General features: G+C 67.4%; 11 protein-coding genes and 2 pseudogenes. 6 read left to right on the plus strand and 7 right to left on the minus strand.

Features of this window, described 5'->3' with window-relative positions; translation table 11 throughout:
* Positions 1–5: 5 nt before the first annotated feature.
* On the minus strand, positions 6–881 hold the full coding sequence (locus tag ACF08M_RS39980) for an IS630 family transposase (RefSeq protein WP_392190225.1): 876 nt from the start codon (positions 879–881) through the stop codon (positions 6–8).
* A 375-nt stretch (positions 882–1,256) separates the two neighbouring features.
* Between ACF08M_RS39980 and ACF08M_RS39985 the strand changes: the two are divergent.
* Positions 1,257–1,451, plus strand: a pseudogene (locus ACF08M_RS39985) (IS6 family transposase); the annotation flags it as partial.
* Positions 1,452–1,662: 211 nt separating this feature from the next.
* On the opposite strand, the gene ACF08M_RS39990 reads toward ACF08M_RS39985, so the two are convergent.
* The 3 genes from ACF08M_RS39990 to ACF08M_RS40000 all read right to left on the minus strand — a co-directional run bounded on the left by ACF08M_RS39990 (position 1,663) and on the right by ACF08M_RS40000 (position 4,931).
* The gene (locus ACF08M_RS39990) at positions 1,663–2,208 is read right to left on the minus strand and encodes an LmbU family transcriptional regulator (protein ID WP_392190226.1); all 546 of its coding nucleotides are present in this window, start codon (positions 2,206–2,208) and stop codon (positions 1,663–1,665) included.
* A gap of 810 nt (positions 2,209–3,018) precedes the next feature.
* The gene (locus ACF08M_RS39995; RefSeq protein ID WP_392190227.1) at positions 3,019–4,197 is read right to left on the minus strand and encodes an IS701 family transposase; all 1,179 of its coding nucleotides are present in this window, start codon (positions 4,195–4,197) and stop codon (positions 3,019–3,021) included.
* A gap of 77 nt (positions 4,198–4,274) precedes the next feature.
* A complete protein-coding gene (locus ACF08M_RS40000; RefSeq protein ID WP_392190228.1) occupies positions 4,275–4,931 on the minus strand; it encodes an FMN-binding negative transcriptional regulator in 657 nt (218 codons plus the stop codon).
* A gap of 117 nt (positions 4,932–5,048) precedes the next feature.
* Between ACF08M_RS40000 and ACF08M_RS40005 the strand changes: the two genes are divergently transcribed.
* A complete protein-coding gene (locus tag ACF08M_RS40005; protein ID WP_392190229.1) occupies positions 5,049–5,516 on the plus strand; it encodes a winged helix-turn-helix transcriptional regulator in 468 nt (155 codons plus the stop codon).
* A gap of 60 nt (positions 5,517–5,576) precedes the next feature.
* Here ACF08M_RS40005 and ACF08M_RS40010 read toward each other — a convergent pair whose 3' ends face one another.
* A complete protein-coding gene (locus ACF08M_RS40010; protein WP_392190230.1) occupies positions 5,577–7,172 on the minus strand; it encodes a (2,3-dihydroxybenzoyl)adenylate synthase in 1,596 nt (531 codons plus the stop codon).
* Positions 7,173–7,534: 362 nt separating this feature from the next.
* Between ACF08M_RS40010 and ACF08M_RS40015 the strand changes: the two are divergent.
* Positions 7,535–7,765, plus strand: a pseudogene (locus ACF08M_RS40015) (transposase); the annotation flags it as partial.
* 175 nt (positions 7,766–7,940) lie between these two features.
* Here ACF08M_RS40015 and ACF08M_RS40020 read toward each other — a convergent pair.
* The gene (locus ACF08M_RS40020; RefSeq protein ID WP_392190231.1) at positions 7,941–9,245 is read right to left on the minus strand and encodes an IS110 family transposase; all 1,305 of its coding nucleotides are present in this window, start codon (positions 9,243–9,245) and stop codon (positions 7,941–7,943) included.
* 290 nt (positions 9,246–9,535) lie between these two features.
* On the opposite strand from ACF08M_RS40020, the gene ACF08M_RS40025 reads away from it, so the two are divergent.
* Together ACF08M_RS40025 and ACF08M_RS40030 are read left to right on the plus strand one after the other, a co-directional pair.
* Entirely contained in the window at positions 9,536–10,414 is an 879-nt protein-coding gene (locus ACF08M_RS40025) for an IS3 family transposase (protein WP_392190232.1), read from the plus strand.
* Between the two features lie 227 nt (positions 10,415–10,641).
* Positions 10,642–12,444: an amino acid adenylation domain-containing protein gene (locus ACF08M_RS40030; RefSeq protein WP_392190233.1), complete on the plus strand. Its 1,803-nt coding sequence runs from the start codon at positions 10,642–10,644 to the stop codon at positions 12,442–12,444.
* Positions 12,445–12,477: 33 nt separating this feature from the next.
* Here ACF08M_RS40030 and ACF08M_RS40035 read toward each other — a convergent pair whose 3' ends face one another.
* Positions 12,478–13,014, minus strand: coding sequence for a winged helix-turn-helix domain-containing protein (locus ACF08M_RS40035; protein ID WP_392190234.1), 537 nt, complete (start codon positions 13,012–13,014; stop codon positions 12,478–12,480).
* Between the two features lie 383 nt (positions 13,015–13,397).
* Here ACF08M_RS40035 and ACF08M_RS40040 point away from each other — a divergent pair.
* Positions 13,398–17,272, plus strand: a 3,875-nt coding sequence (locus ACF08M_RS40040) for an amino acid adenylation domain-containing protein (protein ID WP_392190235.1), incomplete at its 3' end; no start/stop codon positions are given.

The raw sequence follows: 17,272 nt of genomic DNA on the forward strand, positions 1-17,272 counted from the left end.
GGGGCTCAGCCTGCCTCCAGCTTCGACCGGTCACTGCGATAACCGGCGGCGGGTCCTTCCTCCCGCACGGATCCATCAGCGCCTCGTGGCGCACGACTCTTCTCGTCGACACAGAGAACCACCGCCTTCTCGGGCGGGTTGTGGTATAGCCCGACGACGTCGACCACCTTCTCCACGAACAGCGGATCGGTGGACAGCTTGAAACTGTCCTGCAGGTGCGGCTTGAGGTCGAACTTCTTCCAGATCCGGCCGATCGTGGACTTCGACAGTCCGGTGCGCTCGGCCATGGAGGCGCGTGACCAGTGCGTGTCTTTGCCCGGTGTCGACTCCAGGGTTGCCACGACGACGTCCTCGACCTGGTCGAGCAGGATCGACGGGGGCCGGCCCGGACGGGGTTCGTCGGCCAGCCCGTCCAGCCTGTCGGAGATGAACCGGGAGCGCCAGCGGTTCACCGTCGCCTGGGCGACCCCGAGTTCGGCGGAAACCTGCTTGTTCGTCCCGCCCTCCGCGCACCGCAGCACGATCTTCGCGCGCAGGGCGAGGTACTGCGCGGTCTTCGCCCTCCTCGCCCAGCGTGTCAGTTGCACACGCTCGTCCTCGGTGAGCACCAGATCCGGCTTGCGCCGACCCGGCCGCGGCTCATCGGCCAGGCCAGCCATCCGCTGAGCGGCAAACCGGGAGCGCCACTTGCCCACCGTGGCCGTGGTGATGCCCAAGTCCGCCGCGACCTGAGTATTTGACGCTCCGTCCGCACAGGCCAGGATGATCCGCGCGCGCTCGACCAAACGCGGGCGCGCCGCACCGCCCGCCCAGCGCGACAACTCAGCGCGCTCATCATCCGAGAGCACGATCTCAACCGCGCGGGGTCCCCTGTGCGACATGAAAACAGTCTACATATTTAGATATGACATTCCTGGCGCAACACACTAGGGCTCGGCATATGCCCTGGTCAGCACACTGCGGAACTGACGGTCCGCCCCTCGAAATAGGAGAGAAATCGAGGGCGGTTTGCCTAGTTTTATGACTATCTTCGGGTGGTTGATCGCTACCAAAGGGCAAGGCGGTAGCATCAGAGATCGAGCACCTTGGCCTCTCGCAACTCCGTGCCAAGCAGACGTACTTGACGGGCCCGAGGCGCTGACCAGCAAGAATGCCAGCGCCTAGTGACACGCTCCGCCGCCATGCCTCCGCACGTTCTCGCTGATCAGCCCACGTTTTCGTGGACTATGGCGACCCCACTGTTGTGGAACCCCGGCACCCGGCAACGCGAGAAAGCCATGAAGAACTTCCGCTCGACGGGAGCCGCCCAGAGATTCCTCGCCGCCTTCTCCAGGATCTCCCCGCACTTCCGCCCACGACGACACCTGCTCACAGCCCGTGACTACCGCACCGAGATGACCGAACGATTCCGCATCTGGAAAACCATCACCGGAGCGCCCGCGCACGACTGAAAGCCGTGCCACTCACGACACCCGCGCACCATCAGCATGCCTCAACTCGCCTCACTCGCAGACAACTTGACAGAGCCGCTGGCCCGCATCCTCACCGACCGTGGCATGAACGGAACATGGCTGGGGACGCTCGCGCTGTCCTCGGCCGCGATCTGCAACCTGCGGCGTGGACGGCGCTGGCAGCCATCCAGGCCCTGGCGGACGTGGCGGATCAGACGCTGATCACGGCCGGCTCCGCCACGTCCGCCAGGGCTTGCTCGGCCGCGCTGTCGAGAGTGGCCAGCACCCATTTGTCGAAGTCGATCCCTGACTGTTCCGCGGCCTTGCGCCACCACTGGACCCGGTTTCCCGGAACGGCGAGCCGCCGGATGGGCGCCGGCTGTTCCACCGCGCGGGTTTCATCGTCCTGGGCATCCCGGATGGTGGTGCGGAGCTGCTTGGTGGTCCAACGCATCTGCTCGGCCCGGTCGAGCCACCATTCCTGCTCGGGTACCGGCAGCGAGGCGACCTCGGCGTGGTGCTGAAAACTTAAACGCGCCCGCCGCCGGCTCATCTCGAATTGCCGTGACACCCATGCGTAGTTGCGCAGTGTCTGGTACTGGAGTCCGGCCGCCCGAATTCCCTGTTTATAGCGATCGGTGAAATGGTCCTTCCCGTACACCAGCCAGTCACCGAGCCACCAGCAGGAAGAGTTCACGATGCCCGAGAGCTGACGGCCGGCCCGTTCCCAGTCCTCGAAAGTCAGCTTGGCCGTCATTTGCAGGCCCACCCCCGTGGTGAGTACCTGGCCGTGCCCGGGCTGGTCGCCGCGCACCCTTCCCTGCCGTATTACTGGCCCCGAATGCCCTGGAAACCGCACATCCCTGGTCTCCCAGACGCCACCGGTCGTACTCATCAATATCCCCCCATTGATTGCACATCGAGCGGGTGAAGAAACGCCGCAGTCGATTTCCTGCCGGAAATGCAGCCATGGAACCGGTCAACCGATTAGTTTTCTGGCCCACCAGTAACTATGGGCTCTTGACCGGTTGATCTTAATCGACGAGCACTCTGTCACAAGTGGGGGGTGCTCACAATCCCCCTTGTTTGGGCCCGCTCGGGGCGCGTCAGGAGGCGTAAAGAAGTCATCAAGAAAGCGGCGGCCGGATTTTCCGGACATCTGGTTGTGGTGGAGCATGCGCTCACGACCCGCCGTACGGCGGGTCGTGAAGGAGTGCCGGCCCTTCAGTTGTAGGTCATGGCCCTTGCGGTACTTCTGATGCCGCGTGGGATGCGGGCCGGTGCATGCGGCGTCGTGCGCGGGTGCGGCGGTGGCAGGCGCGGGCGACGGTCTGGTGCAGGCGGCGGTAGGCGGACCAGGCCAGGCTGTGCCGGATACGCTCGGCCCGGTCGGGTTGCGGGGCCAGCAGCACGATCAGACGTTGGATCTCGAAGGCGGTGAAGCGGACGGGGGCCGGGGTGCCGGTGGGGTCATCGTGGTCCCCCTCTCTGGCTGCCGGCCGGCTGGGGCAGCTCCTGGCCGAAGCGGGTGGAGGCCAGTGGGCCCTGTTCCCGGGCGGCTTGGGCGTCACAGCCGGCCAGGAAGGCCGCGGCGAGCTGGGCGAGGGTGATGTGCCGGTACCAGCCGTGGAAGGAGCGGACCTCGTAGTCGGCCAGCCCGCAGGCGGATTTCGCCAGCTTGATCGCCTCCTCCACCCGCCAGCGCGCTCCCGGGACCAGCACAAGGTCTTCCAACGCTGTCCCGGGCGGTCCCCAGCCCAGGTAGTAGTCGCGCTTGGCTGGCTCCTCGGGGCGGCGGCGCGCGATGATCCATCGCGCCCAGACCTCGTCGCCGGCCGGCTCGTCCGGGTCGATGATCCGGCGTACCCACCACTGCCAGACGCGGGTGTACCAGCTGGGAGGGCCCGGCCGGCAGCTCCACCCAGTCCTCCTCGCGGGCGACGCGCTCCACCAGCCGACCCGCATGCCGCCATCCCGGGCGTGCCAGTACCGGCGTGTTCGCCTGGACCGTCACCACATAGGGCAAGTGATGGTCCTCGAGGAAGGAGCGGAAGGCCTTCTCCCGCCCGTAGACCTCGTCCGCCGCTACCCACACAGCTCCGTCGCCCTGGGGCAGGTCGGGCAGCGCCCGCTCGATCATCGCCTCGGCCAGCCGCGGCTTGGTCATGAAGGCGCGGTCCTCGGGCACGTGCGCGGCCCGGCAACGCGCCGGGTCGCCCGTCCACTCCTTCGGCAGGTACAGCTCCCGGTCGATCAACGCCTGCCCGGCCCCGGTCGCCCATGCCGCCATCACCCCGACCTGGCAGGGGAAGACGCCTCCGAGCGCGCCGGAATACTGCCTGGCCACCCCGGCCGAGGCGATGCCACGCTTGGCGAACCCGGTCTCGTCCACCACCAGCACCCCTGCCCCGCCCGGCCCCGCGCCATCCCCGTCGTCCGCCAGCGCCGCAACGACGTGACGCCGCGTGAAGTCCCGCATCCCCTCCACGTCCCAGCGCGCCCGGTCCAGCAGATGCTGCTGGTTCCACGGCGCACCGTCGCCGGCGTACTCCGCCAACTGCCAGCCGTTCTTCCGCGAGACCGGCCCCAGCAAGCCCCGCACGCACGCCACCGCGCGCCGCCGCGCATCCACCCGCGGGAAGAACCGGCCAACCTCCAGCAGCAGGTCATCCAACCGCCCGGCCCACTCCTCCGCCCACTCCCGGTCCGACACCGTGGCCACAACATCCAGCAACTCGACCTGCATACAGGCCAGTTACCGACCAGCGAGATCGACGAACTACGACCCCGAACATGACCTACAACTGAAGGGCCGGGGACCGATCAGGATTTCGCCGACGGCAGTCGGCTCATGAGCTCGGCCGTCTCCCGGTGGAGGGCGGACTCCCGTTGCGTGAAGGACTGCTGCACACGCTCACGTATTTCCGGCTTCTGCTCCTGACTGAGCTTGAACATGCCCTCGGCCCGGGACACGGTGAACCGGAACGCGCCGACCGCAGGCACAATTTTCCGGAAGTAGTCGACTGAATCGGACATGTCCCAGTCGGCGCCGAATTCTCCCTCAAAGGCCCGCACGGTGGACTGCACGACGTCCAACGTCTCCTCGGTCGACTCGATCTGCTCCACCACGCCGTGCACATGCACGGCGGTGAAGTTCCAGGTTGGCGCGGCGGGAGTTGTCCGGTACACCGTCGGTGAGACATAGGCGTGCGGACCGGTGAACGTCAGCAGCGCCACGGTCCCCGACTCAAGTGCCTTCCAATGGGGATTGGCCCTGTTCATATGCCCTAGTAGCGTGGCCCCGGACAGGTCGTCGGACCACTCGTCGGGCGTCTGCGGATCCCTGATGACGGGCAGGTGCGTCGCGTACGGACCGTCGGTCGTGCTGCCGTTGGTGACGAACAGGGCCAGCGGATTGCCGCGGAGCAGGTCAACTATCCATGAGCCGTCCGGCTGACGGTATTGGCCGGGTACGAACATTTGGCACTCATCCTTTCTGCGTTGGTCTCGGCTGTCCCGGCACCCGGCACGTCTGTCCCGTCGACAGGACAGCCACATCTTTCGACTCTCTTGGTGTGATGGAGGAAGGCGGTCAATATGGGTAAGCGGATCGAGGACTGTCCGTTGGCCAGAGCGGTGGAGTACATCGGCGACTGGTGGACGTTGGAGCTGCTGCACGAGGCGTTCGACGGCCGCACCCGTTTCGAGGAGTTCCAGCAGAATCTGAAGACGCCGGACGGCCTGCTGACGCAAAGACTCGACGCCTTGGTCGGAAACGGCATCATGGAGCGCCGGCCGGATCACAATGACCCGCCACGCGATGAATATGTACTCACCGAACTGGGGCGCTCACTGCGCCCGGTCATCGTCACCCTGGCCGCCTGGGGAAATCACCGTCTGGGCCCGGCGGAACGCGGCATGATTCTGGTAGATTCGCGTACGGGGGAAGAGGTCGAACCCGTTGTGGTCGATCGCGGCTCGGGCCACCGCGTCGATACGGCCGATTACGCCTTCACCGCCGGGCCCGCCGCCAGCTGTGCCATGCTGGCCCGCTATCAGAAATAGCCCGGCGTACGGCCGGCCGGAACTCCTCTGCCGTGGGGACAGCGGAGTTCCGGCAGTGCGTCATCCCGCTATCGACGATCGCAGCGCGGACTTGTCCACCTTGCCCACCGCGGTGTGCGGGAAACGGTCCAGGGGGACCACCTTGTCCGGAATCTTGTACACGGCCAGGCCGCGCCCGCGGAGGAACGCCTTGATCTCCGGCGGTCTGACATCGGAATCGCGGAGGATGACGAACGCATAGCACCGCTCTCCGAGCACGGAATCCGTCACACCCACCACGGCCGCGTCGATGACGGCCGGATGCGCGAGCAGATGCTCCTCGACCTCCTCGGGCGGCACCTTGTCCCCGGCCCGGTTGATAACGTCCTTGATCCGCCCGACGATCACGATATTTCCGTCGGGTCTGCGCACCACGAGATCTCCGGTGCGGAAATATCCGTCCTCGGTGAAGGCTCGTGCGTTCTGCTCGGGTGCCCGGTAATAGCCGCGAATGGTGTACGGGCCGCGGGTGAGGAGTTCACCTTCCTCGCCGTCGGCCACCGGCTTCCCGGCGGAGTCGACCACCAGAATTTCATCGGCCTCGGCGAGCGGGCGCCCCTCGGTGTTCAGCAGCACATCGTCGCTGTCATCGATCCGCGTGTACGTCAGCAGTCCCTCACCGATGCCGAACCACTGGGTGAGTTCGCAGCCCAGCACCTTGCGCGCTTCCTCAGCCTGCAGCGGATTGAATTTCGAACTGCCCACTTGCAGCATCACCCCGGACAGGTCGACCGGCTTCTTCCGGGCCGCGTCCATCCACATCCGTACCAACGGCGGAACGAGCGTGGTGATGGTGACGTTCTCCCGGTGGATCAACGGGAAAACGTCATCGGGGCGAATGCTGGTCGACAGGACGACCTTGCCGCCGACGAGCAGGGTGCCCAGGACGCCCGGACAGCCCAGCGCGGCGTTGTGCGCGGCCTGGTTGACCGCGAGATAGACGTCATCCGCGCCGACCGACATGGCCTCGGCGCACGCCCGCATGTTGTAGGCGTAGTCGTCGTGGGTGCGCGGGATGAGCTTCGGCAGTCCGGTGGTGCCGCCCGACAGCAGCAGCAGGGCCGGTTCGGCGGGATCCACGGCCGGAAAGACCGGTTCGTCGGCCGTGGTGACCGTATCGAGTGCGGTGAACTCCTGTGCGTCGCCCGCGACAAGGATCTGACGGATGCCGGGAACCTCCGTCAGCACCTCGCGCGCGAGGCAGCGGTAGTCGAATCCCTGGAACTCGTCCTTGATCACATAGGCGACCGCCCCGGAATGGGCACCGAGATGTGCCACCTCGACCTTGCGGTGTCCCGGCAGTGCCATGACGGGTATCGCCCCGATGCGCAGCAGCGCGAAGGTCACCACCACAAATTCCGGCACATTGGGCAGTTGCACCACGACGCGGTCGAGCGGGCGGATACCGAGCGCGAGCATCCCACCGGCCAGTTCGCTCGATTTCTCTGACAACTCGGTGTAGGTCATTCGGTGTTCACCGGCGACCACCGCTGTGCGGTCGGTGTGCTGCGCGCATGCCTCTTGCAGCAGATCGCCGAGCGGCCGGCCCAGCCAGTAGCCTTCACGGCGGTATTTCGTGGCGAGTTCAGCGGGCCAGGGAACGCAGCCTTCAAGCATGATCGAGCCCCCGTACCAGGCAGTGGAATCACGGTGGGTGGAATGGTGCTTTCGGATTCAGTTTCGGTCACCGGACCGGGCCGGGAAGTCATCATGAAAGAGTTGAGACAGGACTATTGGGGCTCTCCTGCCGTATGTGACTCTGCTGGCTAATTAACCTCGATCTTTCGCGCGCCCAGCAGACTGGAGGTCCTGATGTTGTAAGTGATCTTCGGTCGTAAGCTCGTTGTCGCCTGCCGGTGGAAGTCCGGTCCGGGTAGCTGCCAGGAGGCCCGGTAGCAGACTGGCGGCGTCGGGGGGAAACGCCCGGTGAGGGTCCCCTCGTACCGTGGAGTCCGTGATACCAGGGGAAGCAGAGGTTCATGGGGTCCAAGCAACAGAAGTACGACGCCGAGTTCCGTGAGGGTGCTGTACGCATCGTGATCGAGACGGGCAAGCCGATCCCGGAGGTCGCCGAGGACCTCGGGGTGCATCCGGGGACGCTGCACAGCTGGGTGTCGCGGTGGCGGCGCAACGGGTCCGCGTCCTCCGACCGGCCCGCGCCCGCCGCCTCGGGCGGCCGGCTTCGCGATACCGAGCGGGCTGAGCTGGAGCGGCTGCGGCGGGAGATGACCGAGAAGAACAAGCGCATCCGCGAGCTGGAGATGGAACGTGATGTCTTCAAACGCTGCATGGCCTGGCCGGAAAATCACAGCAACGTTGGGCATGCGACAACCTGCACCGTGCCGAGAATGACTGACGGGCCGTCCGGTCAGGCAAGCGCAGGAGTCAGGGTGACGGTGTGCCGAGACGTTCGAGCTCGCGAACGAGTTCGCGAGTACGGCGTTCGGGGTCGGCGCGGCGTTCGTACCAGTCGGGGCCCAGATCGGTGTAGCGGGCCTCTGGATCGGCGATCAGCTGCCAGACGATCTCGATGATGTTGCGCGCGAGTGCGGTCTGCGCCTTCTTCTTCGGTTTGCGTTTGACCAGGCGCCGGTAGCGGGTGCCCAGGAAGCTGCGGCTCTTGCCGGCCGTGACAGCGGCGGTTCCAAGAGCCCTTCTGAGCCAGGGGTTGCCGTGCCCGGTGCCGCCGGTGGAGTGCTTCGCCCCGGATTGCAGGGTGCGCGGCGTGAGCTTGGCCCAGGAGGCCAGGTGGCCAGGGGTGGGGAAGACACTCATGTCGAAGCCGGTCTCGGCGAGGATGTTCTGGGCGGTCACGACGCCCACGCCGGGGATCTCGGACAGGCGCTCCACCAGCGTCAGGTGTCGGCCGCCCCCGGCATCCGGACCGTCCGTGTGGGCCGGGTCGAGTTCGGCGATGGCCGCCTCGATGCGGTGACCGAGGTCCGCGATCTGGGCGTCCAGATGGTCGATGCTTTCCAGGTACAGGTGGATCAGATAGCCGTGATGGGCGTCGAAGCGGCCTCGCAGCGCCTCCATCAGGTCCTCCGGCTTGGCCCGTAGGCACCCGTAGGCCAGACCGGCCAGGACGCGCGGGCTGCGTTCCCCGGAGACCAGTGCCCGCAGCATCGCTCGCCCGGAGACGCCGAAGAGGTCGGACACCACGGTGGACAGTTTGATCTGCGCGTCCTCGAGAACCTTCTCCACGCGTTCCTTGAAAGCGGTGCGATCGGCAATCAGCACTGCGCGGGCGCGGGTGAGGTCGCGTATCCGGCGGACCGCCGCGGGCGGGACGAAGGAACGCCGCAGCATGCCGCGCTCGGCAAGTTTGGCCAGCCAGACCGCGTCCAGTTTGTCCGTCTTCGGCCGTCCGGGGACATTCTTGACGTCGCGGGCGTTGACCAGCCAGCAGGTCAGGCCCCGGTCCTCGAGCAGGTAGTAGAAGGGCCGCCAGTAGTCCGAGGTCGACTCCATCACCACCAACTCGATGCCCTGGCAGACCAGGTGGTCGGACAGCTCCAGAATCGCTGCGGTTGTCGCGCCCGCCTTGAAGATCTCCTGCCGCTTACGGCTCCCATTGCCGGGCACCCGCGTACACACCATCGCCGAGGCCTTGGCGATGTCCAGGGCGGCGACGTACGCCACCAACTCCCGGCCCACGTCCAGCTCCGACACCTCGATCTGATCTCCCATCACCGTCTTCCCTCCCACGTCCGCCGCCCCATGAGGCGCTGGCGTGGGTCCCGCCCGGAGGGCCGCAGGGGGATGCCGAGTCTGGCCGGCGTGCTCGAAGCAACATGTCACTGCCCCGCGATGCAGTCCCGGCATCAGACTTGTGGACGGACTCAGCAGGCCATGGTCATGTCGACGTCAGACACGGGCGGCACCCAAGCCGATTTTCGCGCTGTCACCACGGCGCGGGCAACGCGCCACCCCAACTTGTGGGTGAAGTAGCTGCCGCGGACCCGGCCCAGGTAGCCGGGGTGATCAGCGACTGCAAGGCCGAGCAGAACATTCCGTACACCGTGACGTGCCGCGTGCTGGGCATGAGCGAGTCGTGGTTCTACAAGTGGAAGGGCAAGCCTGTCACCGCTCGTGAGGTGCGGCGCGGGAAGCTGGCCGATGCGATCCAGCACATCTTCGACGCCTCAGGCGGCACTTACGGCTCGCCGAAGGTCTGGATCATGCTGGTGCGCCAGGGCTGGCGGGTGTCGGTGAACACCGTCGCCAAGCTCATGGCCGAACTCGGCCTGGCCGGACGGAAGATCCGCAGGCGCCGGGGCCTGACCCGGCCCGGCAAGCGGGCTGCCGCCCCGGACTTCGTGCACCGGGACTTCACCGCTGCAGAACCGGACCTCGTCTGGGCAGGCGACATGACGGAGATCGATACGAGCGAGGGCAAGCTCTATCTCGCGACGGTCATCGATCTGTTCTCCCGCCGCCTGCTCGGCTACGCCATGGGCGAGCGACACGACGCCGAGCTGGTGGTCGCGTCCCTCAACATGGCCGCGGCCACCCGCGGCGGTGACGTCCGCGGAGTGATCATGCACACCGACAGAGGCAGCGAATACTGCTCCCGGAAGTTCAAGCGGGCCTGCCGCAAGCTGGGCATCGTGCAGTCCATGGGCCGAGTTGGATCTTGTTTCGATAACGCCGTCAGCGAGGCGTTCAACAGCGTGCTCAAAGTGGAGTACGTGCACCGTCACACGTTCCGCACCCGCGCCGAGGCCCGGATCCGGATCGCCACCTGGATCACCGACTTCTACAACGCCAGGCGGCTACACAGCGTGTGCGGGTTCAAGAGCCCGATCGACTACGAACGTGACTACCGAGCCACCCTCGCCGAGGGACTCGCCGCATAGATCGTCTCCACGTTCCGAGGGGATTGACACGGCAGGAGAGCCACTATTGGGGTCTGCCGGTGGTGGTGGCGGAGTATTTCAGCGGTAATCCGGTCGGCGATCTGTCGTCGCCCTTTCAGGCGATGACGCTCAGGCGGCGCGGTCGAGTAAATTCATCGACCGTCGCGGATGGCCGCGGATGACGAGCACTTCGGCTGCGATACCGGAAGAGGGCGCAGCGCGGCTTCGTGGGCCCGAGTGTTCCTGAGGCAAGGTCGGAAGGGACTGAGCAAGCGTTGTACACGGTTCCAGAACTGTTCGAGTCCAGCGTTGTGCGACACGGTCCCGCGCTGGCGGTCGTGTTCGGTGAAAACACCCTCGACTACGCGGAGTTGAATGCCCGGGCCAATCAGCTGGCCCGGCGACTGATAGCCGACGGAGTGGCGCCGGACACCCTGGTGGCCGTCGCGATACCGCGGTCGATCGACCTCGTCGTGGTGATCCTCGCGGTGCTCAAGGCCGGTGGCTCGTATCTGCCGCTGGACCCCGGCTATCCCATGGACCGGCTATCCCACATGGTGTCGGACGCGCGACCGGTGCTGCTGGTACGGGCCGCAGGTGTCACCTCGCCGGACGGGAGCGTGCCGGAGATCGTGGTCGACGATCCCGAGTTCCGTGCGCAGTGCGCGCGGGAGCGCACCGACAATGTCGCTGCGGAGGAACGGCATTGCCCCCTGCTGCCCGCGCACCTGATGTACGTCATCTACACCTCGGGCTCGACGGGCGTACCGAAGGGCGTAGCGGTGCCGCACAGCGGTGTGGCGGACCTGGTCGCCACCCAGAGGTCCTGGCTCGGCACCGGCCCCGGCGACCGGGTGCTGCAATGGGCCTCGATCAGCTTCGACGCCGCCTTCTGGGATCTGACACTGGGGCTGCTTTCCGGTGCGACCCTGGTGGTGGCCCCCGCGGACGAACTGCTGCCGGGGCAGCCGCTGAAGGACACCCTGCTCAAGCACGGCATCACCCATGCGGTGCTGCCACCGGTTGCCCTGAGCATCACCGAGAGCGACGGTGTATTGGTGGGCGGCACGGTGATGTCCACCGGCGACGCCTGCACCCAGGCGCTGGCCCGCGAATGGTCGACGGGCCGGCGGATGCTCAACGGCTACGGCCCCACCGAGGTGACCGTCGGCGCCACCATCGCCGGACCGGTCACCGGCACGGAAGAAGTGAGCATCGGCAAGCCGTGGACCGGAGCCCGGGTGTACGTCCTCGACGAGCGGTTGCAGGAGGTCCCGGACGGCCAGGAGGGGGAACTCTACCTGGGTGGCAGTGGGCTGGCGCGCGGCTATCTCAACCGTCCCGGCGTCACCGCGGGCCGGTTCGTACCCGATCCGTTCGGCGAGCCGGGAAGCCGGATGTACCGGTCGGGCGACCGCGGCAGGCGCCGGGCGGACGGTGAGCTGTTCTTCGCCGGCCGGGCCGACGACCAGGTCAAGGTGCGCGGATTCCGGATCGAACTCGGCGAGATCGAGGCGGTGCTGGCCGGTCACGAAGGGGTCGGCCTCGCGGTGGCGGTGGTGGACGGCGAACTGGCCGATGCCCGCATCGTCGCCCATGTGACGACAGCGGCCGGCTCGTCCGTCACCGCTTCCGAACTGCGCAGCCACGCGGCCCGGTTCCTGCCGGAGCACATGGTGCCGGCCACCGTCCTCCTGCTCGACCGGTTCCCCACCCTGTCCAACGGAAAGATCGACCGGGCCGCACTCCGCGCCCGGGCACCGCGGGGACTCGCCCACGGCAGCACCCGCTCCTGGGACGACGGCTCGTACGAAGAGGCCGTGTGCGCCTTGGTGGGCGAAGTGCTGGGCGTACCGGAGGCCATGCCGCACGACAATCTCTTCGACCTCGGAGGCAATTCCCTGCTGGCGGCCAAGCTAGCCAGCCGTATACGCAAGGAATTGGGGGTGAGCGTGCCGATGCGGTCGGTTTTCGACGCCGAGACTCTGGCGGAACTGGCCCGCATCGCGGAGAAGCTGAAGGCATCGTAGGAATTGGCAGTCGGAGGCACCGGGCCAGGACAGTCAAGAGCACGCTTTCTGCGCGATGTTCGCCTCCGACTGGGGCTCCAGAGAGTACCCGCGGCCCCATACGGTCCGGATGACCAGTTTCACCGGGGTCAGGCGCCGGCGGAGCCGCATGATGTGCAGGTCGAGGGAATTCCGGGTGGGGCTGCTCGGGGCGCGTTCGGCGAGCCGCTCGCGCAATTCGTCCCGGTGAACGACTTCGCCGAAGTGCGCGACGAGCAGTTCCATCAGTGCTATCTGTGCGGTCGAGATACTGACTGACCGGGTATCGAAACGCAGAGTTCCGGTGGCGTCGAGCACGGGTGTCTTGCGCCCGTAGGCGCGCAGCCGCAGCACGGTGACCCGGGCGTCGAGGTCCGGGCGCGATATCGGCGCCCGTACCCAGTCCTCGAAGGGGTCGCTGCATATGGGCGGGGTGGCTCCGCCTTCGACAACGAGCAGGCACGGAATGCCCTGCTGATTGCAGTAGCTGCGCTGGCTCGCCTGGGCGGGCCAGCGCACGAACTTTACATCGTGGTTGGAGTTTTCGAACATGGTAAGCGCCCCCAAGCTGTCGTTACCGGAAGAATTGTTTGCACCTTTTACAGCGTTCTTCGGACCGTACAAGACGAAGACGAGAGGCCAGCAAATGGGATAGTGACTGGACAAGAGGGTCACCTGGCGGCGGGCTGGGGCTCGCATGCATTCCGGGGTGCGAGTGCGACTCACGGATCCCGCCGGCAATCGAGGTGGTTTCGAATCCTAACCGGACCGTGGGCCGGTCCGGGGGGTCGGTTGTCCTGTCGACGGGACGGTGCCCGTCGCATTCGTATGAGGTTGACCGGGTAGCCCGGCAAGAATAAAGTTGTTCGAGATCATAAAGTTGTTCGAGATCCGTGTGGTCTTCTTGGATTCAACTTCTGCTTCTTTACTAGGGGATGGTCACTTTGCGTTCTTTGGGTGTGTCGTCTGCTCAGGAAGGCTTGTGGCTCGCACAGAAGTTGTCGCCAGAAGCGTCGAACAATGTGACCGCTCTGTGGGATATCGGCGGTGGTGTCGACGCGCCTCTCATGGATTCCGCGCTGCGTACCGCATTCAGTGAAACAGAAACCGTCCTCGTCAATTTCAAGGAGGACGAGAACGGACTGCGGCAGGTGGCGCGGGAGTTGGGTGACTGGCGCCCGTTCTTCGCCGATGTGAGCGATGACGCAGACCCGGAGGCAGCGGCCCGGACGCTGGTGGCCGAACTCGTCGGCCGACCTTTCGATCTGGGCGGCGACGTGCTGTTCCGGGCGGGCCTGATCAAGCTCGCCGATTCCCGGTACTTCCTGGTCATGATTTTCCATCACATCGTGACGGATGCCTGCGGCATGATCACCCTGGTGTCGCGCCGGATTTCCGAGGTCTATTCCGCCCTGAAGACGCGAACGCCGGTCTCCGAATGGACACATGGCGGACTGTCGCTCGTCGTCGACCAGGACGTCCGCTACCGGGAGTCCGCACGCTTCATCAAGGATGCGGAATTCTGGCGGAACTACCTGGCGGACACATCTACCGCGGTGCGGCTGCCGGCCGACCGCGGCACGGCCGCCGCCGCACACCCCGAGCCCCCGGCATCGCAGGGAGCCGACACCGCAGCGGTCCGCGAGTGGTCGGCCGTCGCCGCGTCCGTCGGCGTACTGAGCCACACCCGGACCGTGTCACGGCCCGAGGCGGACGCCTGGACACGGGCGGCGGAATCGGCGGGCATGACGACCCAGACCCTGCTGACGGCCGCCGCCGCGATGTTCTTCGGTCACACCTGCGGTCTGACCGAGCCGCTGTTCTCCCTGACCGTCAACACCCGCTTCGGCGCCGCGAAGAACACCCCCGGCCTGATGTCCAACATCCTGCCGCTACGCGTGAACGTCCCCCTCGCCACCCGCATCACCGACCTCGCCGACGCCATCGACGCGGAAAAGCGCGCCGTCTTCCGGCACGCCCTGCACCAGTTCTCCGCGATCCAGCGGGTGGCGGGAATGGCGGGCACCGTCCGCAGTCCGTTCGGCCCCATCCTGAACATCATCCCGTTCATCGAAGCCCTGGATTTCGCCGGCACCTCCGCCTACTTCATCGGCGGATCGTTCGGCGCGGTCAACGAGTTGATGATCTCCACGTACCACGACGGCCGACCCGACGGCGATCTGCAACTGCGCCTCGACGCCCCCGCCGAGCTGTACGGCAGTGCCGATCTGGTGCGCTTCGCCGACCAGTTCCTCACCTTCATCCGCGCCGCGGCGGCGGACCCGCAGGCCCGTATCGCCGCGGTCGACCTGCTGGAGCTGGCCGAGCGCGAGCGGCTGCTGCACGGCTTCAACGACACGGCGACAGCGGTGCCCGAGGCGACGATCCCCGGGCTGTTCGAACAGCAGGCCGCCGCCACGCCCGACGCGGTCGCGGTGGTCCACGAGGATGTGTCGCTCACCTACCGGGAACTGAACGCGCGCGCCAACCGCCTGGCGCACGATCTGATCGGCCGCGGAGTCGGCCCGGAGACCGTGGTGGGCCTGGCCCTGCCCCGGTCGGCGGACATGATGGTGGCCCTGCTCGGCGTGCTCAAGGCGGGCGGCGGCTATCTGCCCATCGACCCCCGCTACCCCAGCAAGCGCCTGGAGTTCGTCCTGGCCGACGCCCGCCCGTACCTGGTCCTCACCGATGAGGCCACCGCCACGACCCTGCCGCGGACGGACGTCCCCCTCCTGCACCTCGACACCACGAGCACCGGCAGCACCGAGCACACCGACGGAGCTGCCGACACCGACCCCGACGACACCCGGCGCATCCGCCCGCTGCGCCCGCAGCACCTCGCGTACCTGATGTACACCTCGGGGTCGACCGGCATGCCCAAGGGCGTGGCCGTCACCCACGCCAACGTCGTCAACGGAGTGCTCCAGCTCGCCGCACAGGTCGCAGTGGCACCGGGCATACGGATGCTGGCCGGCACCTCGGTCAACTTCGACGTCTCGGTGTTCGAGATGTTCACCACGCTGTGCGCCGGCGGCACCGTCGAGGTGGTCCGCGACGTCCTCGTCCTCGGCGAGCGCGACGGCTGGACCGGCAACGTGATCAGCACCGTCCCCTCCGCGTTCACCGAACTACTGGACCAGGTGGCGGGCAAGGTCAGCGCCGACACCGTCGTCTTCGCCGGAGAGGCACTGCCGCCGGCACTCGTGCAGCGGGTGCACGCAGCGATCCCGCGAGCGCGCGTGGTCAACGCCTACGGTCCGACGGAAGCCACCGTCTACGCCACCATGAGCGCACCGCTCGCCGCCGACGGCCGCACCCCGCCGATCGGCCGGCCGATCCCGAACACCCGGGTGTACGTCCTGGACGCGGCGCTGCGCCCGGTACCGCCCGGTGCGACCGGCGAGCTGTACATCGCCGGCTCGGCGCTGGCCCGCGGATACCACGGTCGGCCGGGGCTGAACTCGGAGCGCTTCGTGGCCTGCCCGTACGGCCGGCCCGGCGAGCGCATGTACCGGACCGGTGACGTGGTCGCCTGGACGCCCTCCGGCGAGCTGGTCTTCCGGGGACGGGCGGACGAGCAGGTCAAGATCCGCGGCTTCCGTATCGAGCCGGGCGAGATCGAATCGGTCCTGCAGGCCCACCCGGGCGTGGCCCAGGCGACAGTGATCGCCCGAGACAGCCGGAGCGGCGGTCGGCAGCTGGTCGGTTACGTGGTCCCGGCGGGGGCCGGCGCCGAGGACGGCGGCGACCTCGAACTCGACCTCAGCGTCGGTGTCTCGGTGAGCGAGCTGCGCAGCCATGTGGCGGGGCGCCTGCCGGAGTACATGGTTCCGGCGGCCTTCGTGGTGCTGGACCGGCTGCCGCTGAACCCGAACGGAAAGCTGGACCGTGCCGCGCTGCCGGACCCCGAGTTCACCGGCGGGGCGTACCGGGCGCCGCGGACCGCCGGCGAAGAACTCCTCGCGGGCGTGTTCGCCGAGGTGCTGGGCCTGGAGCGGGTCGGTATCGACGACGACTTCTTCGCCATGGGCGGCGACAGCATCAGCTCCATCCAGGTGGTGACCCGCGCCCGGGCTCTCGGCGCGGAGATCACCCCGCGGAAGATCTTCGAGCGCCGCACTGTCGCCGAACTGGCCGAGACCGCCGTGCTCAACGGCCCGGCCGACGCGGCTCGGGTGCTCGCCGAACTCGACGGCGGCGGCATCGGCCGGCTGCCGCTGCTGCCGGTGGCACGGTACGTACAGAGCCTCGGCGGCTCCTTCGAGCGGTTCGCGCAGTGGATGACGCTGGTGCTGCCCGAGGACATCGACGCGGCCGGGCTGACCGCCACCGTGCGCGCGGTGCTGGACCGCCATGACGTACTGCGGTCCCGGCTGGTGGCCGAGGACGGCGGGGGCCTGGTGGTGGCTCCGGCGGGTTCGGTGGACGCAGCTGCCCTGATCCGGCGGGTCGAGGCCGACGGACGGCCGCACGACGAGGTGGCGCAGGCCGAAGCGGCCGCGGCCGTGGCCCGCTTGGACCCCTCGGCCGGAGTGATGGCGCAGTTCGTATGGCTGGACTCCAACGCCGCCGCGGGCCGACTGCTGGCCGTGGTGCACCACCTGGCGGTGGACGGTGTGTCCTGGCGGATTCTGCTGCCCGACTTCGCCGCGGCCTGGGAGCAGGTACGCGCCGGTCGGCCGGCAACGCTGCCGCCGGTCGGAACGTCACTGCGTCGCTGGGCGTATGCGCTGGCTGATGAGGCGGTGCGGCCGGAGCGGGTGGGTGAGCTGTCGTTGTGGCAGTCGGTGCTGGAGGGGTCTGATCC

The organism is Streptomyces sp. NPDC015032, assembly GCF_043080425.1.
Taxonomy (GTDB): Bacteria; Actinomycetota; Actinomycetes; order Streptomycetales; family Streptomycetaceae; genus Streptomyces.